The sequence below is a fragment of the Carboxydothermus pertinax genome (assembly GCF_001950255.1).
Lineage (GTDB): Bacteria > Bacillota > Z-2901 > Carboxydothermales > Carboxydothermaceae > Carboxydothermus > Carboxydothermus pertinax.
In genome coordinates this window covers 1-17,210 of the sequence record NZ_BDJK01000059.1, presented here as the reverse complement: position 1 = coordinate 17,210, position 17,210 = coordinate 1, and the positions used below count along the sequence as shown (strand labels likewise).

The following is a 17,210-nucleotide window of genomic DNA, read 5'->3' as shown; positions in this document are numbered from 1 at the left end:
AAAATTAGGCAGGAAGACCACCCCAACGCTTTAAAATTAAAAGTATTGCCGCCAACAGAATATCTGTAAGCAGTATAAAATAGTCAATCCTTGAATATCTTAAGGGCTTTAATTTTCCCCGGGGAGCACCGATCCGATATCCCCGGGCTTCCATTGCCACTGCCAGTTCATCTGCTCTTTTAAAGGCATTAATAAATAAGGGCACTATTAACGGTAACATTATCCTAGCTTTATTAGCAAGTCCCCGGGCATTAAAATCCACCCCTCGGGATTCCTGGACTTTTATTAACCGCTCAGCCTCAGCGGTTAAAGTAGGAATAAACCTCAGGGCAATGGTTAGCATTAAAGCAATCTCCCCGTAAGGAACACCAATTTTCCCAAAAGGTTTTAAAAGCTTTTCTAAGCCGTAAGTAAGTTCACTGGGGGAAGTAGTAGCTGTAAGGAGATACGCAGATAAAAGCATAGCAATTAACCGTAAAAATACCACACCACTATTAATTAATCCTTCCCGGGTAATCGCAAGGGGTCCAATTGCCGCAACTTTTTCCCCGGGAGTAAAGAAAAGCTGTAAGATTAACGCAAAGATCAGGATAAAAACTATCGGTCTTAGGGCCTGCCAAAACATTTTCGGTTTAATCCCAGCAACAAAGGTCAGGGCGATGATTACCGCTACCAAAATCCCAAGGGGAATTAATTTGTCCAATAAAAAAACCAGGATAACCGCAACTAATAAACTCAAAAACTTGGTACGCGGGTCTAAATGGTGGATAAGGCTGTTTCCTGGAATGTACTGGCCTATGGTATTAATGTTAAGCATTGCCCCGCACCACCCTTAATATTTCCTGCACGGTATCCTCTAAAATAAATTTAGGATTAACCCTAATTCCGCGGTTTTGCATATGCTTTAGTACCTGGGTATAAACCGGCAGATTTAAGCCCGGTACATTCCTTTCTAGAAGACTTAAAAAAACTTCAGTTTTTTCTCCATAAGCAACTACATTACCGCGGTCTAATACCAGGATCCGGTCACATAGAAGAGCTACTTCGTCCATGTTATGGGATACTATAACTACCGTTACCCCTTGATTTTTTAAAGATAGCAATAAGCGGTAAATAGTTTCCTTTCCTAAAGGATCCAAAGCCGCCGCCGGCTCATCTAAAATAAGGTATTTGGGAGAGATGCCTAGAACCGATGCTATAGCCAGGCGCCGCTTTTCCCCGCCACTTAATTCAAAAGGTGATCGGTACAGACAACCTTTATCTAGTCCTACCTGTTCTAAAAGTTCTAAAGCCTTTTGTTCGGTAATTTCTATTCCAAAGTTTTTCGGTCCAAAAGCTATTTCTTCAAAAACGGTCTCGGCAAAAAGCTGGTACTCCGGGTACTGAAAGATTAACTGAACTTTTTTGCGGATGGCTTTTAGTTCTTGCTTTTGGGTAGTTGATATGCCATCCACTGTCACTTCCCCGCGGTTTGGTTTTAATAAACCGTTTAAAAGCATTAAAAGAGTGGATTTTCCTGACCCGGTCGGCCCTATTACCCCGGTGATGAGACCTTCCTCCAGGGTTACCTTTATTTGATTTAGAGCATAAACCTCCAGGGGAGTCCCCGGATTATAAATAAATGATACATTTTTTAGATCAATTGGCATAATTCCTCCACCAGCTTTTCCGGCGTAGTCGCCGCATCAGAAAGTGTAAGACCTTCAGCTTTTAGGCGTTCCACTAGTTTAAATAGGGGCGGCGAATCCAACCCTAAACTTTCCACCAATGATTTTTTAGCAAAAAATTCCTGCGGTTGTCCATCAAAAGCCACGCCTCCCCCTTTAAAGGCAACTAGCCTTTTTGCCCGTAAAGCTTCATCCATGTAATGGGTTATAAAAATTATTGTAAGGTTTTCTTCCCGATTAAGCTTAATTAAAAGCTCCAAAACTTCCTGCCGTCCCTCGGGATCAAGCATTGAAGTCGGTTCATCTAAAAGTAAAATTTGAGGCTTAAGGGCCAAAGCCCCAGCAATGGCCAGTCTTTGCTTTTGGCCTCCGGATAATGCGTAAGACGCTCTTTTTCTAAACTCCCATAGGCCTGTGAGTCGAAGAGCCTCTTCCACCCGTCTTTTGATTTCCGTAGTCGAGAGATTCAAGTTTTCCGGGCCAAAGGCAACATCTTCTTCCACTACTGCTGCCACTATCTGGTTATCTGGATTTTGAAAAACAAGGCCAATTTTAGTTCCCAAAAGGCCTTCTTCTTTTAGTTCTTTCGGATTTTTCCCGAAAACCGTAACAATCCCCGCGGTAGGTTTTAAAAGCCCAGCTAAGATTTTAAAAAAGGTAGTTTTCCCCGAGCCGTTGGGGCCGACTAACGCTACCATTTCTCCTTGCAAAAAGGAGAGGGATACGTTTTGCAACGCATACCTCTCCTTTTCGGCGAAATAAGAATAACTTAGATCGCTAGTTACAATAATTGGTTCCATATTAAATAAGCTCCACCAACACCATCATTGAACCGTCGCCCCGCCGGGGACCAATTTTAATTAACCGGGTATAGCCGCCAGGACGGTCGGCATATTTCGGACCAATTTCTTTAAAAAGTTTCCGGACGACATCTTCTTCATATAAGTATGCCAAAGCCTGCCGGCGATTGTGCAAAGTATCGCTTTTCGCTAAAGTTATCAGCTTTTCCGCTACCGCTTTAGCCGATTTACCCCGGGTTTCGGTAGTTGTAATCTTCCCTTCTTTTAAGAGGGAAGTCACCAGGTTTCTTAACATCGCTTCCCGGTGGTCTTTCCTTCTGCCGAGCTTATAATGGTACATCCGCTTCCCTCCCTTATTCTTCCTCTTTCCGTAAGGAAAGGCCCATGGAATTTAATTTAGCAATAACCTCTTCTAAAGATTTCTTACCTAAGTTTCTAACTTTCATCATATCTGCTTCGGTTTTTTGGATTAACTCGCCTACAGTATTAATTCCTGCCCGCTTCAAGCAGTTGTACGAACGTACCGACAGGTCTAAATCCTCAATTGGCATTTCCACAACTTTTTCCCGGACATCTTCTTCTTTTTCTACCATGATTTCCACACCGGTAACCCGTTCGTTTAAATTAACAAACAATTGCAAGTGTTCCACCATAATGCGGGCAGCAAGGCTAACGGCTTCATCGGGGCGAATACTGCCATCGGTCCAGACCTCTAAGGTAAGCTTATCATAGTCTGTAATTTGTCCAACCCTCGTATTCTCTACCTGGAAATTCACCTTTAACACAGGAGTAAAGATAGAATCAACGGGTATTACGCCAATGACGTGCTCGCCTTTTTTATTCCTTTCTGCCGGGACATAACCCCTACCCCGAGCCACCGTCATTTCCATGAAAAGCCGTCCGCCTTCAGCAACATGAGCTATAACTAAATCCGGGTTCAAAATCTCCACTTCGGGTGGAGCAATAATATCCTTAGCGGTAATTTCCCCTTCACCCTCAGCTTCAATCCTTAATACCTGTTCCTCGTCCCCATAAAGCTTTAGCGAAAGGTTTTTAATATTTAAGATAATGTCTGTAACATCTTCCACTACCCCCGGGACAGTCGAAAATTCATGCAGTACCCCTTCAATTTTAATGGATGTAACTGCAGCCCCGGGCAGGGAAGACAAGAGAATCCGCCGCATGGAATTGCCCAGGGTAATGCCATACCCCCGTTCTAGCGGTTCAATCACAAATCGCCCGTAACGGTCATTTAACTCTTCGGTTTCAATTTTTGGTTTTTCAATTTCAAGCACTAAGGGACCCTCCTTTAAAGGGAATAGCCCGTCTAGCTCTTATCTGGAGTAGAGCTCAACTATGAGATGCTCCTCGACGGGGATATCAATATCTTCCCGCTTCGGTAAAGCTTCTACTTTGCCGGAAGCCAAGTTAGCATCATAAGAAAGCCAGGCCGGCAAAGCCTTGCTGGCAGCTCTTTCCATAATTTCCTTCGCTACCGGAGAGTCCTTCTTTTCTTCTTTTAACGCAATTACGTCGCCAACTTTAACAAGATAAGATGGTATATTAACTTTTCGTCCATTTACAGTAAAGAAATTGTGCCGTACTAATTGCCGAGCTTGTGAACGGGAATCAGCAAGGCCTAGACGGTAAACCACATTATCAAGTCTTCTTTCTAAGATTACCAGCAAGTTTTCCCCGGTAATACCTGGTTGTCTTTCTGCCATCTCAAAATAACGACGAAACTGAGTTTCTAAAACTCCATAAATCCGCTTTGCTTTTTGCTTTTCCCGCAGCTGCAGGGCATATTCGGTGGGCTTTTTCCTAACTTGCCCGTGCTGACCAGGAGCATAATTTCTCCGGGCAAGGGCACATTTATCGGTATAGCAGCGATCTCCTTTAAGGAAAAGCTTTGTACCTTCCCTGCGGCAAAGCTTGCAAACAGGACCCGTATATCTCGCCATTTCGTTATCTACCTCCTATACTCTCCTACGTTTCGGTGGACGACACCCGTTATGGGGAATAGGGGTTACGTCCTTAATGAGGCTGACTTCAAGACCTGCAGCCTGCAGGGAACGAATAGCCGCTTCCCGGCCGGCGCCGGGGCCTTTTACATAAACCTCTACAGTTTTTACACCATACTCCATTGCTTCCTTAGCTGCCTTTTCTGCAGCCAGTTGAGCCGCAAAAGGAGTACCTTTCCTGGTTCCTTCAAAGCCTACAGTTCCTGCGCTTGCCCAGGAGAGGGTGTTCCCTTTGGGGTCAGATATGGTAACGATTGTATTGTTAAAAGTAGACTTAATATGCGCTACTCCTTGCTCAACATGCTTTTTTTCCTTTTTTCTGGTTCTTGTCCGACGAGCCATTATATCCCTCCTTTAATCTTACTTTTTCCGTTTTACGCCAACGGTCCTTCTTGGCCCTTTCCGAGTGCGGGCGTTGGTCCGGGTTCTCTGTCCCCTTACCGGTAAACCTTTCCGGTGCCGAATACCCCGGTAACAGCCAATCTCAATAAGGCGCTTAATATTTAACGAAATTTCCCGCCGCAAATCCCCTTCTACCTTATAATTCTTTTCAATTTCGTCCCGAAGTTTAGCTACTTCCTCTTCGGTCAGGTCTTTAACCCGGGTATCAGGGTTTATGCCGGTTTTCTTTAAAATAACGTTAGCCGTTGGCCGGCCAATGCCGTAAATATAGGTTAAAGCGATTTCAACCCTTTTGTCCCTCGGAAGATCCACACCAGCAATCCGAGCCATTACCGCACCTCCTAAAAATTATCCCTGCTTCTGCTTGTGCTTGGGATTTTCACAAATAACCATTACCCGCCCTTTGCGGCGAATAATCTTGCATTTTTCACAAATTGGTTTAACACTGGGTCTGACTTTCATTATTAAACCCCCTTTATTTCCCTACTTATGCCGGTAGATAATTCTACCCCGGGTTAAATCGTAGGGTGATAATTCAACGGTTACCCGGTCACCAGGCAGTATTCGAATAAAGTTCATACGAATTTTTCCAGATACATGTGCTAAAACCTTATGTCCATTGGCTAATTCTACCCGGAACATCGCATTGGGAAGGGGTTCGATAACCGTTCCTTCCACTTCAATAACATCGTCTTTCGACATTAAGCAATCAACCTCCTCACCCGTCCAGTTCTTCGCCCCTATTGGCGATAGATTTTAGGACTTTCCGTATCTCCTGATTGCTTACTTTTCCGTAAGTCTGGAGCATTTCAGAAATCTCCTTAACATGGTGGTTTAAAAACTTTAAATGACGGACGTTTTTTTTCTTGGGGTTCTCAACCCGTCGGTGCTGGCCGTCGACTACTTCCACATAACGGTCGTCTATAACCCTGTAGATAAGGTAGATAGTTCCGATATCACGGCCGGCTATGGATAGCACTACTTGGCCGGGACGGATTTTGTCTAAATGCATGACATTCACCACCCATCCCAGGTTTTACGGCAAAGTTAAGATCACAGGCCCATCTTCCGTAATAGCAACGGTATGTTCAAAATGGGCTGACCATTTACCGTCCCGGGTTACCACCGTCCATTTGTCCGGAAGGGTGAAGACCTCAAAGGTTCCAATGTTAACCATCGGTTCGATTGCTAATGTCATTCCCGGGACCAACCGAGCCCCGCGACCCGGCTTACCGTAGTTTGGCACGTTAGGCTCCTCATGCAGGGCTTTACCAATACCATGGCCCGCATACTGGCGGACCACCGAATACCCATGACGAACCACATAGCTTTCCACTGCATGGGAGATATCCGAAACCCGGTTGCCAACTATCGCTGCCTCAATCCCGGCATACAGCGATGCTTCTGTTACCTCTAAAAGCTTTTTTGCCTCAAAAGAAATCTCTCCCACTGGCCAGGTTTTAGCAGCATCACTGTAATATCCGTCCACAACTACTCCTGTATCAATACTAATAATATCTCCAGCCCTTAATTTTCTTAAACCGGGAATCCCGTGAACCACTTCTTCATTTATCGAAGCACAAATTGAGGCTGGAAAACCATAGAGACCTTTAAAGGCCGGCTTACCACCGAGCTTGCGTATTGTCTCCTCGGCTAGTTGGTCCAGCTCTTTAGTCGTAACCCCCGGTTCAATAGCTTTTTCTAAGGCTTGTAGAGTCAGGGCGACTATTCGCCCCGCCTCCCGCATCAGCCGTAGTTCCTTTTCCGTTTTAATAGTAATCAATTTCCTCACCAGCTACTTAATAAACCCTTGATAATGTCTCATTAAAAGGTAAGATTCTAACTGCTTCATAGTATCCAGCGCTACCCCAACCACAATTAAAAGGGCCGTTCCACCAAAGGTAACGTTGGGAATCCGGGCTATCGCCATAACGATATTGGGCAGTATGGCAATAAAGGCTAAGAATACTGCTCCAGCAAAGGTTACCCGGCTCATGACTTTATCAATATATTCGGCCGTTGGCCGGCCCGGCCGGATACCCGGAATAAAACCTCCATACTTCTTAAGATTTTCCGCGATGTCCAGCGGGTTCATGATAATTGCCGTATAGAAATACGTAAAACCTATAATTAGTAAAGCGTAAAGTATTGTATTAATTACACTTCCCCATCCAAAATACTTCAGCACCCACTGGGCAAAGCTATTTTGCGGGAACCACCCGGCGATAGTTATGGGAAACATCAGTAACGACGATGCAAAAATAATTGGGATAACCCCTGCCTGATTTACCTTAATTGGCAGGTGAGTACTTTGACCGCCATATACTCTCCGGCCAACCACCCTTTTGGCATACTGCACGGGAATTCGCCGTTGCGCTTCGTTGACCGCTACTACAGCATAAATTGCTGCTACAGCAATGACGGCTAAGATTAAAACGTTTAAAATATTGGCGGTACCAGCGGAAACATAATCAATAATATTTTTTATGGAGCCAGGAATCCGAGAAACAATTCCGGCAAAAATAATTAATGAAATTCCATTGCCAATACCTTTCTCAGTAATCTGCTCACCAAGCCACATTAAGAACGCAGTTCCCGCTGTTAGGGTTATAGCTACATATAAATAAGTCAAAATTCCCGGATTGTTTAGTGCTGATTTTAAACCAATTGCCATGAAAAAGCCTTGAATAAAGGCCAGGATAACGGTTCCATAGCGAACATATTCAGTAATTTTCCGTCGTCCTTCTTCCCCTTCTTTTGCCAGCTTTTCAAGGTACGGTATTACCACTGTTAAAAGCTGCATAATAATTGAGGCGTTAATGTAAGGGGTAATACTCATGGCAAAAATGGTAAATTTCTTAAAGGCACCACCGGAAATAACATCAAAAAAGCCCAGGATTGTCCCCGATTTAATGAGCTCTTCCATCCGTGCAAGATTAATCCCCGGTACCGGAATATGAGCCCCAATTCGAAAAACAAAAATCATCATTAATGTAAATAGAAGTCTACTTTTTAACTCCTTTGCCTTTAAGGCATTACGGAGGGCCTCAAGCATTTACAGCACCTCCGCTTGCCCGCCGGCGGCGGTTATTTTTTCTTTTGCCGATTCACTGAAAGCATGAGCCTTTACAGTAAGTGCTTTTTTAAGTTCACCGCCACCTAAAATCTTAACACCGTCCCCTATTTTTTTAATTACGCCAGTTTCAAGTAAGAGTTCTGGTGTTACCACTGTTCCATCTGCAAATTTATTCAAACGTTCAACATTAATGGCAATAATTTCTTTTGCAAATTTATTGTAAAAACCTCGCTTGGGAAGCCTCCGGTAAAGGGGCATCTGTCCTCCCTCAAAACCCGGTCTTACACCCCCACCAGAGCGAGCCTTTTGACCTTTATGGCCACGTCCAGCAGTTTTGCCCAGACCTGAACCTATCCCCTGACCTTTCCGGGTGGGTTTTTGCCTTGAACCGGGAACCGGTCTTAAATCATGTAGCCGCATTTTCCCACCTCCTAAATTTCCTCTACTTTTAATAAATGGGCTACTTTATTAATCATACCACGGATTTCTGGGGTATCGGCCTTTACCACAGAATGCTGGAGTTTCCTTAATCCTAAAGCCCGTACCGTTGCTTTTTGGCGTTCGCTTTGACCGATTACGCTCTTAATTAAGGTAATTTTCAACTTCTTTTCCATGGTTTATCCCTCCTAGCCCTTTAAAATTTCGGCCGGGGTTTTTCCTCTAAGTTTTGCTACCTTTTCTACGGTCTTCAAAGACTTTAAAGCTTCAATGGTAGCATGAGCCATGTTATGAGGGTTGTTTGAACCAAGGGATTTCGTAAGAATATCCCGTACTCCAGCCATTTCAAGAATTGCCCGTACTGCACTGCCCGCAATAACCCCAGTACCAGGAGCTGCCGGTTTTAATAATACTTTTCCAGCTCCTGCCTCACCAATAATCTCATGAGGAATGGTGGTATTAACAATTGGAACCTCTATGAGATTTTTTTTGGCATCTTCAATGCCCTTTTTAATGGCATCAGGCACTTCTGGAGCCTTGCCAAGCCCTACTCCAACATGGCCCTTTTGGTCGCCAACCACTACCAGGGCGCTAAAGGAAAAACGCCGTCCGCCTTTAACGACCTTGGCAGTCCTATTTATTGCAATGACTTTTTCGCTTAACTCCAGTTGACTGGCATCAATCCTCGCCATCGGATTCCCTCCTTTTCTTAAAATTCAAGGCCACCTTCCCGGGCTGCTTCCGCCAATGCTTTTACACGACCGTGATAAATATAACCGCCCCGATCAAAAACAACTTTTACAATCCCTTTTGCTTTAGCTTTTTCAGCGATAAGCCGCCCCACCGCTTTGGCAGCCTCAATATTGCCGCCATATCCAATTTTACCTCTCAATTCCGGATCGAGAGTAGAAGCTGCTACTAAAGTATGACCGCTTACATCATCAATAATTTGAGCGTAAATGTGTTTCAAACTTCTATAAACATTTAATCTCGGTCTTTCCGGAGTCCCGTGAATTTTCTTCCTGACCCTTAAATGCCGCCGTTTCCGCTCAAAATTCCGGTTGGTTTTGGTAATCATCGACTACCCCCCTTTTCTAAAACGATTTACTTCTTCCCTTTACCTCCGGTCTTGCCAGCCTTTCTCCGGATCACTTCGTCAATGTACTTAATTCCCTTTCCTTTATACGGTTCAGGCTCTCGTACTGCCCGGATATTTGCAGCAAAATTACCGACCACTTCTTTGTCAATTCCTTTAACAACAATTTGGTTTTGGGCCGGTACTTCCACTTCTACCCCTTCTGGTGGTTCAATTTCTACCGGGTGTGAGTAGCCAACAGTTAAAACAAGTTTCCGTCCTTGCTTGGCTGCCCTGTAACCAACACCCACCAGTTCCAGACTTTTTTGAAAGCCGCTGGTAACACCTATAATCATGTTGCTTATTAAAGTCCGGGTCAGCCCGTGGAGTGATCTATGATTTTTTTCATCCGAGGGTCTTTCGACAATAATTTGCGTGCCATCGAAGGATATTTTCATATCGGGATGGAATTCTCGCGTTAAGCTACCTTTAGGACCTTTTACTGTAACAAGATTGCCTTCTATCTTAACCTCAACCCCTTGCGGAACCGGGATTGGTTTTCTACCAATGCGGGACACAAAATCACCTCCCTGTTTTTTTTTACCAGATGTAACAAATAACTTCTCCGCCTAATCCCTCTTTACGGGCTTTTTTATCGGTCATTATTCCTTTAGGCGTAGAGATAATTGCTATCCCAAGACCTCCTAAAACTTTCGGGAGTTCATCCTTTTTGGCATAAACCCGAAGACCTGGCTTCGATATTCTTTTTAATCCAGAGATAACCCTTTCTTTATTGGGGCCGTATTTTAAGAAAATCCGCAATATCCCTTGCTTACCATCCTCAATATATTCGTAATCTTTAATAAAGCCTTCCTCTTTTAATATTTCCGCAATTGCTTTTTTTACTTTGGAGGACGGTACTTCCACCTTCTCGTGGTAGACCATATTGGCATTTCTAATGCGGGTTAAAAAATCAGCAATGGGATCGGTCATAACCATGGTATAAACCCCCTTTCTTTACCAACTAGCTTTCTTTACGCCCGGAATCTCTCCTTGGTGGGCAAGTTTTCTAAAACAAATCCGGCACATGCCAAAATCCCGTAAGTACGCTCTTGGCCTTCCGCATATCTTGCACCGGTTATATTTCCGTACTTTAAATTTTGGTGGCCGTTGGGCCTTAGCAATCATTGACTTTTTTGCCATTTTTGTCCCCCTTTCCTTATCTACTAAAGGGCATCCCCATTAATCGTAATAATTCTCTTGCTTCTTCATCGCTTTTAGCAGTAGTAACAAAAGTTACTTCCATACCCCGAACCTTATCGACTTTATCATAATCTATTTCGGGAAAAATAAGTTGTTCCCGAAGGCCAATCGAATAATTACCCCGGCCATCAAAGGATTTGGGGGAAACTCCTCTAAAGTCCCGCACCCGGGGAAGAACAATATTTACAAATTTATCCATAAAATCGTACATCCTATCGCCCCGTAAAGTTACCTTTACCCCAATGTTGGCCCCTTGACGCACCCTAAAACCGGCCACTGATTTTTTGGCCTTGGTTACTACCGGTTTTTGTCCGGTAATGGCCATTAGATCAGCAACTGCAGCATCGACTGCTTTCGGGTTTTGCAGGGCTTCTCCAAGACCGATATTAATGACAATCTTTTCAACCTTCGGTACCTGCATTTTATTTTTATAACCGAATTTTTCCATCATTACAGGTATTACATCGTTTAGATATTTATCTTTAAGTCTCGGCACAGTGTTACCTCCTTTCGCCGCGGCTTACTTATCTAGGCTCTCGCCGCATTTTTTACAAATCCTAATCTTCTTACCGTCCGCTAAAAACTTTTTGCCAACCCGAGTAGGCTTACCACAGCTCGGGCAAACTACCATGACATTACTAACGTGAATAGGTGCTTCTTTTTCTACAATACCGCCCTGGGGAAGTTTTTGGTTGGGACGGGTATGCCTTTTAACAATATTAACCCCTTCAACAATAACTCTATTTTCAGCAGGAATAACCTGAACGATTTTCCCCTTCTTACCATTGTCTTTGCCCGCAATGACTAATACGGTATCACCTTTTTTAACCGAAAGTTTTGGCATTATCCCACCTCCTTAAAGGACTTCTGGAGCCAGGGAGATGATTTTCATAAAATCCTTTTCCCTGAGTTCCCGGGCTACTGGTCCAAAAATCCGAGTACCCCGTGGACTTTTATCGTCCTTGATAATAACCGCTGCATTTTCATCGAACTTAATATAAGTGCCATCGGGTCGCCGTACCTCTTTTTTAGTCCTAACAACTACCGCCTTAACCACGTCCCCTTTTTTTACAACGGCGTCGGGAGTTGCTTCTTTAACCGAACAAACTATAATATCACCCAAACTAGCATATCTCCGGTTGGAGCCACCCAAAACCCGAATGCACATGAGTTTTTTGGCACCAGTATTATCGGCCGAGTTTAAGATGGTTTGTACTTGAATCACTTGCTACTACCTCCTTTCAGGTAGAACGTTATTAGCTTTCAAGATTCTCTAGTTTCTCTACTTCTCCTAAAACTTTACCCCGCTCAACAATTTCAACAACTCTCCACCTTTTTTCCTTAGAAAGCGGCCGGGTTTCCGCAATCTTAACTATATCGCCTGTTCTACAAAGGTTGTTTTCATCATGGGCCTTAAATTTCTTAGTTCTACGAATTGTCTTCTTGTAAAGGGGGTGGCGGACCAGTTCCTCAACGGCTACAACCACCGTCTTATCCATTTTATCGCTAACTACCCGTCCGATTTTGGTCTTTTTGGCTTTTTTGGTTTCCATGTTCTAACGCCCCCTTTCTAACCTTCCACTTTTTGCTTGGCTAGTTCTCTTTCCCGGAGAATTGTATTAACCCGGGCAATATCCCGCCTTACTTCACGAATTCGAGCCGGATTATCCAGTTGCCCGGTAGAAAGCTGGAACCGGAGCTTAAAAAGTTCATCTTTTAAATTAGCCAATTTTTCGTTTAACTCAGCGTCGGTTAGTTCCCGTAACTCTTTAGCTTTCATTGGCATCACCACCTACTTCCCGTTTTACAAATTTAGTTTTTATAGGCAGCTTATGGGAAGCAAGTCTTAACGCTTCGCGCGCAACTTCTTCCGGTACTCCAGCAAGTTCAAACATAATCTTCCCGGGCTTTACCACTGCCACCCAGTATTCCGGAGCGCCCTTACCACTCCCCATCCGGGTTTCTGCAGGTTTCTTAGTTATCGGGTGATCCGGAAAGATATTAATCCAGATTTTCCCGCCCCGGCGGATATGCCGGGAGATTGCCACCCGGGCAGCCTCAATTTGCTGACTGGTAATCCAAGCCCCTTCTAAAGCCTGCAGTCCATACTCTCCAAAATGGAGTTCAGTACCACCTTTTGCTTTCCCCTTGAGGCTGGGCCGATGGGGCCTTCTATATTTAACCCGTTTTGGCATTAACATGGTTATTCGCCTCCTTCTGTACTGACGCTCTCCTTCTTAACCTCTGGCAAAACTTCTCCTTTATAGATCCAGACTTTAACACCAATTTTACCATAAGTAGTTAACGCTTCTGCAAAGCCATAATCGATATCTGCTCTTAAGGTATGCAAGGGTACTTTTCCTTCGGTATACCATTCGGAACGGGCAATTTCCGCACCGGCTAAGCGGCCACTACAGGCAACTTTAATCCCTTGAGCTCCCATTTTTAAAGCCCGGCTTACTGCTTGTTTCATGGCCCGCTTGTAGGAAATACGTTTTTCAATTTGGGTAGCAATGTTTTCTGCGACCAGTTGAGCATCAATTTCCGGTACTTTAATTTCGGAAATATTGATGTTTATTTGTCTTCCCGTCATCTTTTCTAAATCTTTTCTTAAAACTTCAATTTCCGCGCCACCCTTACCAATTACCATTCCCGGTCGAGCAGTAAAGATGGTAACTTTTACCCGATTCGAGGCCCGTTCGATTAAAATTCGAGAAATACCTGCTTGATAAAATTTATTTTTAATGTATTTACGAATTTTTAAATCTTCGTGGAGAAGTTCTTGGTAATGCTTTTTATCGGCATACCACTTGGCATCCCAATCCCGAATGATGCCAATTCTAAGTCCTTTGGGATGAACTTTCTGACCCACCTTAGCCCTCCTTCCTTTCCGCAACAACAATAGTAATGTGGCTGGTTCTTACCCGCCATAGGTCTGCCCGACCTTGAGCCCTCGGACTGTAACGTTTTAATGTTGGACCTTGATCCACATAAGCTTTAGCTACATAAAGGTTATCTCTAGCCATTTCGTGATTATTTTCGGCATTTGCTACCGCTGACTTTAAAACCTTTTCAATAAAATATGATGCTTTTTTCGGGGTATACCGCAGAATAGCAAGAGCTTCATCCACGCTTTTGCCCCGGATTAAATCTATTACTTGCCGTGCTTTTCGCGGAGAAATCCGGATATACTTTGCCACTGCACGTGCTTCCATCAAAACCCCTCCTCTCTTGACTACTTGAGGGCTGTAGACCTTTCGGTGTGGTCTCCATGTCCCCTAAATGTACGGGTAGGAGCAAATTCCCCTAATTTATGTCCAACCATATCTTCTGTAATGTATACCGGTACATGTTTTCTCCCGTCATACACTGCAATTGTATGGCCAACCATTTGCGGAAAAATTGTGGACCGACGAGACCAGGTCTTTATAACCCGTTTTTCATTTTTAGCATTTAGCTCCTCAATTTTCTTCAGGAGCTTCGGATCACAATAAGGTCCTTTCTTTAGCGACCGACCCAAATTGGCTACCTCCCTTCAAGGTTACTTCCGTCTCTTAATAATTAACTTTGAACTTGCCTTATTTTTCTTCCGGGTTTTGACCCCTAAAGTCGGTTTACCCCAAGGTGTTACCGGGTGACGTCCAATCGGGGAACGGCCTTCGCCACCGCCATGCGGGTGGTCCACCGGGTTCATCACAACACCCCGAACAGTTGGTCTAATCCCCAACCAACGGGACCGTCCGGCTTTACCAATGGTTATATTTTCGTGGTCTAAATTACCAACTTGCCCAACGGTAGCCCGGCACTCTAAGAGAACTTTCCGCATTTCCCCGGAAGGAAGGCGTAAAATTGCATATCTACCTTCTTTACCGAGAAGCTGAGCTGCCGAACCAGCGGAACGTACCAGCTGCCCGCCTTTTCCAGGATAGAGCTCAATATTATGGATTAAAGTACCTACCGGAATATTGGCTAAAGGTAAAGCATTTCCTACCTTAATATCCGCGTCCGGTCCAGACATTAAAACATCGCCCACCTTTAACCCGTGGGGCGCAATAATATATCGTTTTTCCCCATCCGCATAGGCTAAAAGAGCTATCCGTGCAGTTCGGTTTGGATCGTATTCAATCGCCACTACTTTTGCAGGAATTCCATCTTTATTTCGTTTAAAATCGATAATTCGATACATTCTTTTATGGCCGCCACCCCGATGGCGAACCGTCAACCGTCCTTGATTGTTCCTGCCCGCATGTTTCTTTAAAGGTACTATCAGAGATTTTTCAGGCTTGGTTTTAGTTATTTCTTCAAAGGACGAAACGGTAACAAATCTCCGACCGGGGGAGGTAGGTTTGTAAGTTTTTACAGCCATCCTTTTCCCTCCTTTTTTCCTGCTGCCGGTTATACGCCTTCAAATAATTCGATTTTGTCACCGGCTCTTAACTTAACAATTGCTTTTTTGTATTCAGGAGTACGGCCCACAAAACGGCCAACCCTCTTCATCTTTCCTTTTACGCGAATGGTATTAACTTTTTCCACTTTTACGTTAAACAACTGTTCCACCGCTGCTTTAATTTCAATTTTATTAGCGTTCTTATCCACTACAAAAGTATATTTATTTTCCTGGGCCAAATCCATTGATTTTTCAGTAATTAGCGGTCGAATAATGATGTCTCTGGGGTTTTTCATTTAAAACACCTCCTCGACTTTTAAGACCGCATCCCGAGTCATAATAAGTTTGTCGTGATTCAGGAGGCTTAGGGCATTTAAGCTTGGAGCTGTCATCACCGAAACGCCTGGAATATTCCGCGCAGATTTTTCGACAACTTCATCAAAGCTTGCGGTTACAATTAGGGTTTTACCGTCAATTTTAAGGTTATTTAATACTTTAACCATTTCCTTCGTCTTAGGAGCCGCAAAAGTTAAGTTATCTACTACGATAAGATTGTTTTCATTTACTTTATCCGATAAAGCTGATTTTAACGCTAACCGCCGCACTTTCTTGGGAACTTTATAACTGTAATCCCGCGGATGTGGACCAAAGACAGTACCACCTTTGCGCCAAAGCGGTGAGCGGATGCTCCCATGCCGGGCACGGCCGGTGCCTTTTTGTCTCCAGGGCTTTCTCCCGCCACCGGACACTTCTCCCCGAGTTTTTGTATCATGAGTTCCTCTTCTTTGATTTGCTAGATACATTAATGATACTTCATATAAGACCGCTTTGTTTACTGGAGCCCCAAAAATATCGTCCTTAAGTTCGATCTCTCCTACCTGGGCTCCTTCCATGTTATAAACCGGAACTTTGGGCATCTTTATCCCCCTTTCTTAACAAAACTTCTATTTACCCTTAACTGCTGCTTTAATAATTAAAAGACTGCCCTTAATACCAGGCACAGAACCTTTTATTGCTAATAGATTTCTTTCAGGATCAACTTTTACTACTTCAAGATTCTGAATAGTTACCCGCTCCATACCAAGCCGTCCTGGAAGTTTCCGACCTAAAAATACCCGAGCCGGGCCTTTTGCGCCTAAAGAGCCAGGACGACGGTGGTACTTAGAACCATGGGCCATAGGTCCCCGGTGGAATCCATGCCGCTTAATACCACCAGCAAACCCCTTACCTTTGGTTAATCCAGTAACATCTACTTTCTCACCAACGGCAAAAATGTCAACCTTAATCTCCTGTCCAACCTCGTAAGCATCGATATTTTCTACCCTTAATTCTCTTAAATACCGTACCGGCTTAACATTAGCCCGGCTAAAATGTCCCTTTAAAGGCTTATTAACCTTATTTTCTTTTATTTCACCAAAGCCAAGCTGAACAGCATTATAGCCGTCATTGGCAAGGGTTTTCTTTTGGACAACAACGCAAGGCCCCGCCTCAATGACAGTCACCGGTACTGCTTTACCATCTTCGGTGAAAATTTGGGTCATTCCGACTTTTCTTCCCAAAATCCCTTTCGGCATTTGGTTCACCTCCTACAGCTTAATCTCAATGTCTACTCCCGCCGGCAGGTCAATCCGCATCAACGCATCGATTGTTTTTGGGGTAGGATCGATAATGTCGATTAAGCGCTTATGCACTTTAAGCTCGAACTGCTCTCTGGAGTCTTTATCAATATGGGGCGAACGAAGAACCGTATATAAGCTTCTCTCCGTGGGAAGTGGAATCGGTCCAGAAACGCTCGCGCCCGTCCTCTTGGCAGTTTCCACAATTTTCGAAGCAGACTGATCCAAGAGGGTATGCTCAAATGCTTTTAGCTTGATTCTGATTTTTTGCTTATTCACACGTTACCCCTCCTTTTATTTCCCTTTTACATAAAACACCGGAGGAAGGGGAATTTCTTCCCCCGCCTCCTGTTTTTTCGCCGGGAGAGGCTATCTTATTCTTCGATCGCGGTAACAACTCCCGCGCCTACAGTTCTGCCACCTTCCCGAATAGCAAATCTTAAACCTTCTTCAATTGCAATTGGA

At 44.1% G+C, this 17,210-nt stretch carries 35 protein-coding genes; all 35 read right to left on the bottom strand.

The features are described 5' to 3' along the window. Window positions 1–4 precede the first annotated feature (4 nt). A complete protein-coding gene (locus cpu_RS12135; protein ID WP_075860251.1) occupies window positions 5–817 on the bottom strand; it encodes an energy-coupling factor transporter transmembrane component T family protein in 813 nt (270 codons plus the stop codon). Beyond that, window positions 810–1,649 carry an ATP-binding cassette domain-containing protein gene (locus tag cpu_RS12130; RefSeq protein ID WP_075860250.1) on the bottom strand — a complete coding sequence of 280 codons (840 nt, stop codon included), beginning with the start codon at window positions 1,647–1,649 and terminating at the stop codon, window positions 810–812. Before cpu_RS12130 ends, cpu_RS12135 begins: the two co-directional genes overlap by 8 nt. Next, window positions 1,634–2,467: an energy-coupling factor transporter ATPase gene (locus cpu_RS12125; protein ID WP_075860249.1), complete on the bottom strand. Its 834-nt coding sequence runs from the start codon at window positions 2,465–2,467 to the stop codon at window positions 1,634–1,636. The genes cpu_RS12130 and cpu_RS12125 overlap by 16 nt, the downstream gene beginning before the upstream one ends. Before the next feature lies 1 nt (window position 2,468). Beyond that, complete coding sequence (rplQ, locus tag cpu_RS12120; protein WP_075860248.1) at window positions 2,469–2,807, bottom strand: 50S ribosomal protein L17; 339 nt, start codon at window positions 2,805–2,807, stop codon at window positions 2,469–2,471. 13 nt (window positions 2,808–2,820) lie between these two features. Beyond that, window positions 2,821–3,762: a DNA-directed RNA polymerase subunit alpha gene (locus cpu_RS12115; RefSeq protein WP_075860247.1), complete on the bottom strand. Its 942-nt coding sequence runs from the start codon at window positions 3,760–3,762 to the stop codon at window positions 2,821–2,823. A gap of 39 nt (window positions 3,763–3,801) precedes the next feature. Continuing rightward, window positions 3,802–4,428, bottom strand: coding sequence for a 30S ribosomal protein S4 (rpsD, locus tag cpu_RS12110; RefSeq protein ID WP_075860246.1), 627 nt, complete (start codon window positions 4,426–4,428; stop codon window positions 3,802–3,804). Window positions 4,429–4,443: 15 nt separating this feature from the next. Then, window positions 4,444–4,830 (bottom strand): 30S ribosomal protein S11, encoded by a 387-nt coding sequence (rpsK, locus tag cpu_RS12105; protein WP_075860245.1) that lies wholly within the window; start codon window positions 4,828–4,830, stop codon window positions 4,444–4,446. Between the two features lie 18 nt (window positions 4,831–4,848). After that, a complete protein-coding gene (gene rpsM / locus cpu_RS12100; protein ID WP_075860244.1) occupies window positions 4,849–5,220 on the bottom strand; it encodes a 30S ribosomal protein S13 in 372 nt (123 codons plus the stop codon). A gap of 18 nt (window positions 5,221–5,238) precedes the next feature. Beyond that, window positions 5,239–5,352, bottom strand: coding sequence for a 50S ribosomal protein L36 (rpmJ, locus tag cpu_RS12095; RefSeq protein WP_003448032.1), 114 nt, complete (start codon window positions 5,350–5,352; stop codon window positions 5,239–5,241). A 21-nt stretch (window positions 5,353–5,373) separates the two neighbouring features. Next, window positions 5,374–5,592: a translation initiation factor IF-1 gene (gene infA, locus cpu_RS12090; RefSeq protein WP_075860243.1), complete on the bottom strand. Its 219-nt coding sequence runs from the start codon at window positions 5,590–5,592 to the stop codon at window positions 5,374–5,376. Window positions 5,593–5,608: 16 nt separating this feature from the next. After that, complete coding sequence (locus cpu_RS12085; protein WP_075860242.1) at window positions 5,609–5,902, bottom strand: KOW domain-containing RNA-binding protein; 294 nt, start codon at window positions 5,900–5,902, stop codon at window positions 5,609–5,611. A 24-nt stretch (window positions 5,903–5,926) separates the two neighbouring features. After that, window positions 5,927–6,673: a type I methionyl aminopeptidase gene (map, locus tag cpu_RS12080; RefSeq protein WP_075860241.1), complete on the bottom strand. Its 747-nt coding sequence runs from the start codon at window positions 6,671–6,673 to the stop codon at window positions 5,927–5,929. A gap of 12 nt (window positions 6,674–6,685) precedes the next feature. Continuing rightward, window positions 6,686–7,945, bottom strand: coding sequence for a preprotein translocase subunit SecY (secY, locus tag cpu_RS12075; protein ID WP_075860240.1), 1,260 nt, complete (start codon window positions 7,943–7,945; stop codon window positions 6,686–6,688). After that, window positions 7,946–8,386: a 50S ribosomal protein L15 gene (gene rplO, locus cpu_RS12070; RefSeq protein WP_075860239.1), complete on the bottom strand. Its 441-nt coding sequence runs from the start codon at window positions 8,384–8,386 to the stop codon at window positions 7,946–7,948. 11 nt (window positions 8,387–8,397) lie between these two features. Further along, a complete protein-coding gene (rpmD, locus tag cpu_RS12065; protein WP_075860238.1) occupies window positions 8,398–8,580 on the bottom strand; it encodes a 50S ribosomal protein L30 in 183 nt (60 codons plus the stop codon). Window positions 8,581–8,592: 12 nt separating this feature from the next. Then, window positions 8,593–9,096 (bottom strand): 30S ribosomal protein S5, encoded by a 504-nt coding sequence (rpsE, locus tag cpu_RS12060; protein WP_075860237.1) that lies wholly within the window; start codon window positions 9,094–9,096, stop codon window positions 8,593–8,595. A 17-nt stretch (window positions 9,097–9,113) separates the two neighbouring features. Further along, window positions 9,114–9,482, bottom strand: coding sequence for a 50S ribosomal protein L18 (rplR, locus tag cpu_RS12055; RefSeq protein ID WP_075860236.1), 369 nt, complete (start codon window positions 9,480–9,482; stop codon window positions 9,114–9,116). A gap of 26 nt (window positions 9,483–9,508) precedes the next feature. Beyond that, window positions 9,509–10,057, bottom strand: a complete 549-nt coding sequence (gene rplF / locus cpu_RS12050) for a 50S ribosomal protein L6 (RefSeq protein ID WP_075860235.1) — start codon at window positions 10,055–10,057, stop codon at window positions 9,509–9,511. A gap of 22 nt (window positions 10,058–10,079) precedes the next feature. After that, entirely contained in the window at window positions 10,080–10,478 is a 399-nt protein-coding gene (gene rpsH, locus cpu_RS12045; protein WP_075860234.1) for a 30S ribosomal protein S8, read from the bottom strand. Between the two features lie 18 nt (window positions 10,479–10,496). Next, window positions 10,497–10,682, bottom strand: coding sequence for a type Z 30S ribosomal protein S14 (locus tag cpu_RS12040; protein ID WP_011345178.1), 186 nt, complete (start codon window positions 10,680–10,682; stop codon window positions 10,497–10,499). A 16-nt stretch (window positions 10,683–10,698) separates the two neighbouring features. Then, a complete protein-coding gene (gene rplE / locus cpu_RS12035; protein WP_075860233.1) occupies window positions 10,699–11,238 on the bottom strand; it encodes a 50S ribosomal protein L5 in 540 nt (179 codons plus the stop codon). A gap of 24 nt (window positions 11,239–11,262) precedes the next feature. Further along, window positions 11,263–11,586 carry a 50S ribosomal protein L24 gene (gene rplX, locus cpu_RS12030; protein ID WP_075860232.1) on the bottom strand — a complete coding sequence of 108 codons (324 nt, stop codon included), beginning with the start codon at window positions 11,584–11,586 and terminating at the stop codon, window positions 11,263–11,265. A gap of 12 nt (window positions 11,587–11,598) precedes the next feature. Beyond that, the gene (rplN, locus tag cpu_RS12025; RefSeq protein WP_075860231.1) at window positions 11,599–11,967 is read right to left on the bottom strand and encodes a 50S ribosomal protein L14; all 369 of its coding nucleotides are present in this window, start codon (window positions 11,965–11,967) and stop codon (window positions 11,599–11,601) included. A 31-nt stretch (window positions 11,968–11,998) separates the two neighbouring features. Continuing rightward, a complete protein-coding gene (rpsQ, locus tag cpu_RS12020; protein ID WP_075860230.1) occupies window positions 11,999–12,295 on the bottom strand; it encodes a 30S ribosomal protein S17 in 297 nt (98 codons plus the stop codon). Between the two features lie 17 nt (window positions 12,296–12,312). Next, window positions 12,313–12,522: a 50S ribosomal protein L29 gene (gene rpmC / locus cpu_RS12015; RefSeq protein ID WP_075860229.1), complete on the bottom strand. Its 210-nt coding sequence runs from the start codon at window positions 12,520–12,522 to the stop codon at window positions 12,313–12,315. Beyond that, window positions 12,512–12,943 carry a 50S ribosomal protein L16 gene (gene rplP / locus cpu_RS12010; RefSeq protein ID WP_075860228.1) on the bottom strand — a complete coding sequence of 144 codons (432 nt, stop codon included), beginning with the start codon at window positions 12,941–12,943 and terminating at the stop codon, window positions 12,512–12,514. Before rplP ends, rpmC begins: the two co-directional genes overlap by 11 nt. A 2-nt stretch (window positions 12,944–12,945) precedes the next feature. Then, window positions 12,946–13,614, bottom strand: a complete 669-nt coding sequence (gene rpsC, locus cpu_RS12005; RefSeq protein WP_075860227.1) for a 30S ribosomal protein S3 — start codon at window positions 13,612–13,614, stop codon at window positions 12,946–12,948. Window position 13,615: 1 nt separating this feature from the next. Further along, entirely contained in the window at window positions 13,616–13,957 is a 342-nt protein-coding gene (rplV, locus tag cpu_RS12000; protein ID WP_075860226.1) for a 50S ribosomal protein L22, read from the bottom strand. Window positions 13,958–13,977: 20 nt separating this feature from the next. Next, the gene (rpsS, locus tag cpu_RS11995; RefSeq protein WP_075860225.1) at window positions 13,978–14,262 is read right to left on the bottom strand and encodes a 30S ribosomal protein S19; all 285 of its coding nucleotides are present in this window, start codon (window positions 14,260–14,262) and stop codon (window positions 13,978–13,980) included. Between the two features lie 21 nt (window positions 14,263–14,283). Next, complete coding sequence (rplB, locus tag cpu_RS11990) at window positions 14,284–15,108, bottom strand: 50S ribosomal protein L2 (protein WP_075860224.1); 825 nt, start codon at window positions 15,106–15,108, stop codon at window positions 14,284–14,286. 29 nt (window positions 15,109–15,137) lie between these two features. Next, a complete protein-coding gene (gene rplW, locus cpu_RS11985) occupies window positions 15,138–15,425 on the bottom strand; it encodes a 50S ribosomal protein L23 (RefSeq protein WP_075860223.1) in 288 nt (95 codons plus the stop codon). Next, window positions 15,426–16,046: a 50S ribosomal protein L4 gene (rplD, locus tag cpu_RS11980; protein WP_075860222.1), complete on the bottom strand. Its 621-nt coding sequence runs from the start codon at window positions 16,044–16,046 to the stop codon at window positions 15,426–15,428. 27 nt (window positions 16,047–16,073) lie between these two features. Beyond that, window positions 16,074–16,703, bottom strand: a complete 630-nt coding sequence (gene rplC / locus cpu_RS11975) for a 50S ribosomal protein L3 (protein ID WP_075860221.1) — start codon at window positions 16,701–16,703, stop codon at window positions 16,074–16,076. A 12-nt stretch (window positions 16,704–16,715) separates the two neighbouring features. Further along, on the bottom strand, window positions 16,716–17,024 hold the full coding sequence (gene rpsJ / locus cpu_RS11970) for a 30S ribosomal protein S10 (protein WP_075860220.1): 309 nt from the start codon (window positions 17,022–17,024) through the stop codon (window positions 16,716–16,718). 95 nt (window positions 17,025–17,119) lie between these two features. Then, window positions 17,120–17,210, bottom strand: a 91-nt coding sequence (locus cpu_RS11965; protein WP_143299322.1) for an EF-Tu C-terminal domain-related protein, incomplete at its 5' end; no start/stop codon positions are given.

Coding starts and splice junctions, on each gene's coding strand:
- cpu_RS12040 (WP_011345178.1), bottom strand. CDS start 10,682: ATGGCAAAAAAGTCAATGATTGCTAAGGCCCAACGGCCACCAAAATTT.
- rplP (WP_075860228.1), bottom strand. CDS start 12,943: ATGTTAATGCCAAAACGGGTTAAATATAGAAGGCCCCATCGGCCCAGC.
- cpu_RS12130 (WP_075860250.1), bottom strand. CDS start 1,649: ATGCCAATTGATCTAAAAAATGTATCATTTATTTATAATCCGGGGACT.
- cpu_RS12085 (WP_075860242.1), bottom strand. CDS start 5,902: ATGCATTTAGACAAAATCCGTCCCGGCCAAGTAGTGCTATCCATAGCC.
- rpsK (WP_075860245.1), bottom strand. CDS start 4,830: ATGGCTCGTCGGACAAGAACCAGAAAAAAGGAAAAAAAGCATGTTGAG.
- rpsH (WP_075860234.1), bottom strand. CDS start 10,478: ATGGTTATGACCGATCCCATTGCTGATTTTTTAACCCGCATTAGAAAT.
- rplC (WP_075860221.1), bottom strand. CDS start 16,703: ATGCCGAAAGGGATTTTGGGAAGAAAAGTCGGAATGACCCAAATTTTC.
- rplX (WP_075860232.1), bottom strand. CDS start 11,586: ATGCCAAAACTTTCGGTTAAAAAAGGTGATACCGTATTAGTCATTGCG.
- secY (WP_075860240.1), bottom strand. CDS start 7,945: ATGCTTGAGGCCCTCCGTAATGCCTTAAAGGCAAAGGAGTTAAAAAGT.
- rpsE (WP_075860237.1), bottom strand. CDS start 9,096: ATGGCGAGGATTGATGCCAGTCAACTGGAGTTAAGCGAAAAAGTCATT.
- rpmJ (WP_003448032.1), bottom strand. CDS start 5,352: ATGAAAGTCAGACCCAGTGTTAAACCAATTTGTGAAAAATGCAAGATT.
- rplB (WP_075860224.1), bottom strand. CDS start 15,108: ATGGCTGTAAAAACTTACAAACCTACCTCCCCCGGTCGGAGATTTGTT.
- rpsM (WP_075860244.1), bottom strand. CDS start 5,220: ATGGCTCGGATTGCTGGTGTGGATCTTCCGAGGGACAAAAGGGTTGAA.
- rpsQ (WP_075860230.1), bottom strand. CDS start 12,295: ATGGAAACCAAAAAAGCCAAAAAGACCAAAATCGGACGGGTAGTTAGC.
- rplW (WP_075860223.1), bottom strand. CDS start 15,425: ATGAAAAACCCCAGAGACATCATTATTCGACCGCTAATTACTGAAAAA.
- rpsD (WP_075860246.1), bottom strand. CDS start 4,428: ATGGCGAGATATACGGGTCCTGTTTGCAAGCTTTGCCGCAGGGAAGGT.
- rplV (WP_075860226.1), bottom strand. CDS start 13,957: ATGGAAGCACGTGCAGTGGCAAAGTATATCCGGATTTCTCCGCGAAAA.
- infA (WP_075860243.1), bottom strand. CDS start 5,592: ATGTCGAAAGACGATGTTATTGAAGTGGAAGGAACGGTTATCGAACCC.
- rplR (WP_075860236.1), bottom strand. CDS start 9,482: ATGATTACCAAAACCAACCGGAATTTTGAGCGGAAACGGCGGCATTTA.
- rplO (WP_075860239.1), bottom strand. CDS start 8,386: ATGCGGCTACATGATTTAAGACCGGTTCCCGGTTCAAGGCAAAAACCC.
- cpu_RS12125 (WP_075860249.1), bottom strand. CDS start 2,467: ATGGAACCAATTATTGTAACTAGCGATCTAAGTTATTCTTATTTCGCC.
- cpu_RS12135 (WP_075860251.1), bottom strand. CDS start 817: ATGCTTAACATTAATACCATAGGCCAGTACATTCCAGGAAACAGCCTT.
- rpmC (WP_075860229.1), bottom strand. CDS start 12,522: ATGAAAGCTAAAGAGTTACGGGAACTAACCGACGCTGAGTTAAACGAA.
- rplQ (WP_075860248.1), bottom strand. CDS start 2,807: ATGTACCATTATAAGCTCGGCAGAAGGAAAGACCACCGGGAAGCGATG.
- rplD (WP_075860222.1), bottom strand. CDS start 16,046: ATGCCCAAAGTTCCGGTTTATAACATGGAAGGAGCCCAGGTAGGAGAG.
- rpmD (WP_075860238.1), bottom strand. CDS start 8,580: ATGGAAAAGAAGTTGAAAATTACCTTAATTAAGAGCGTAATCGGTCAA.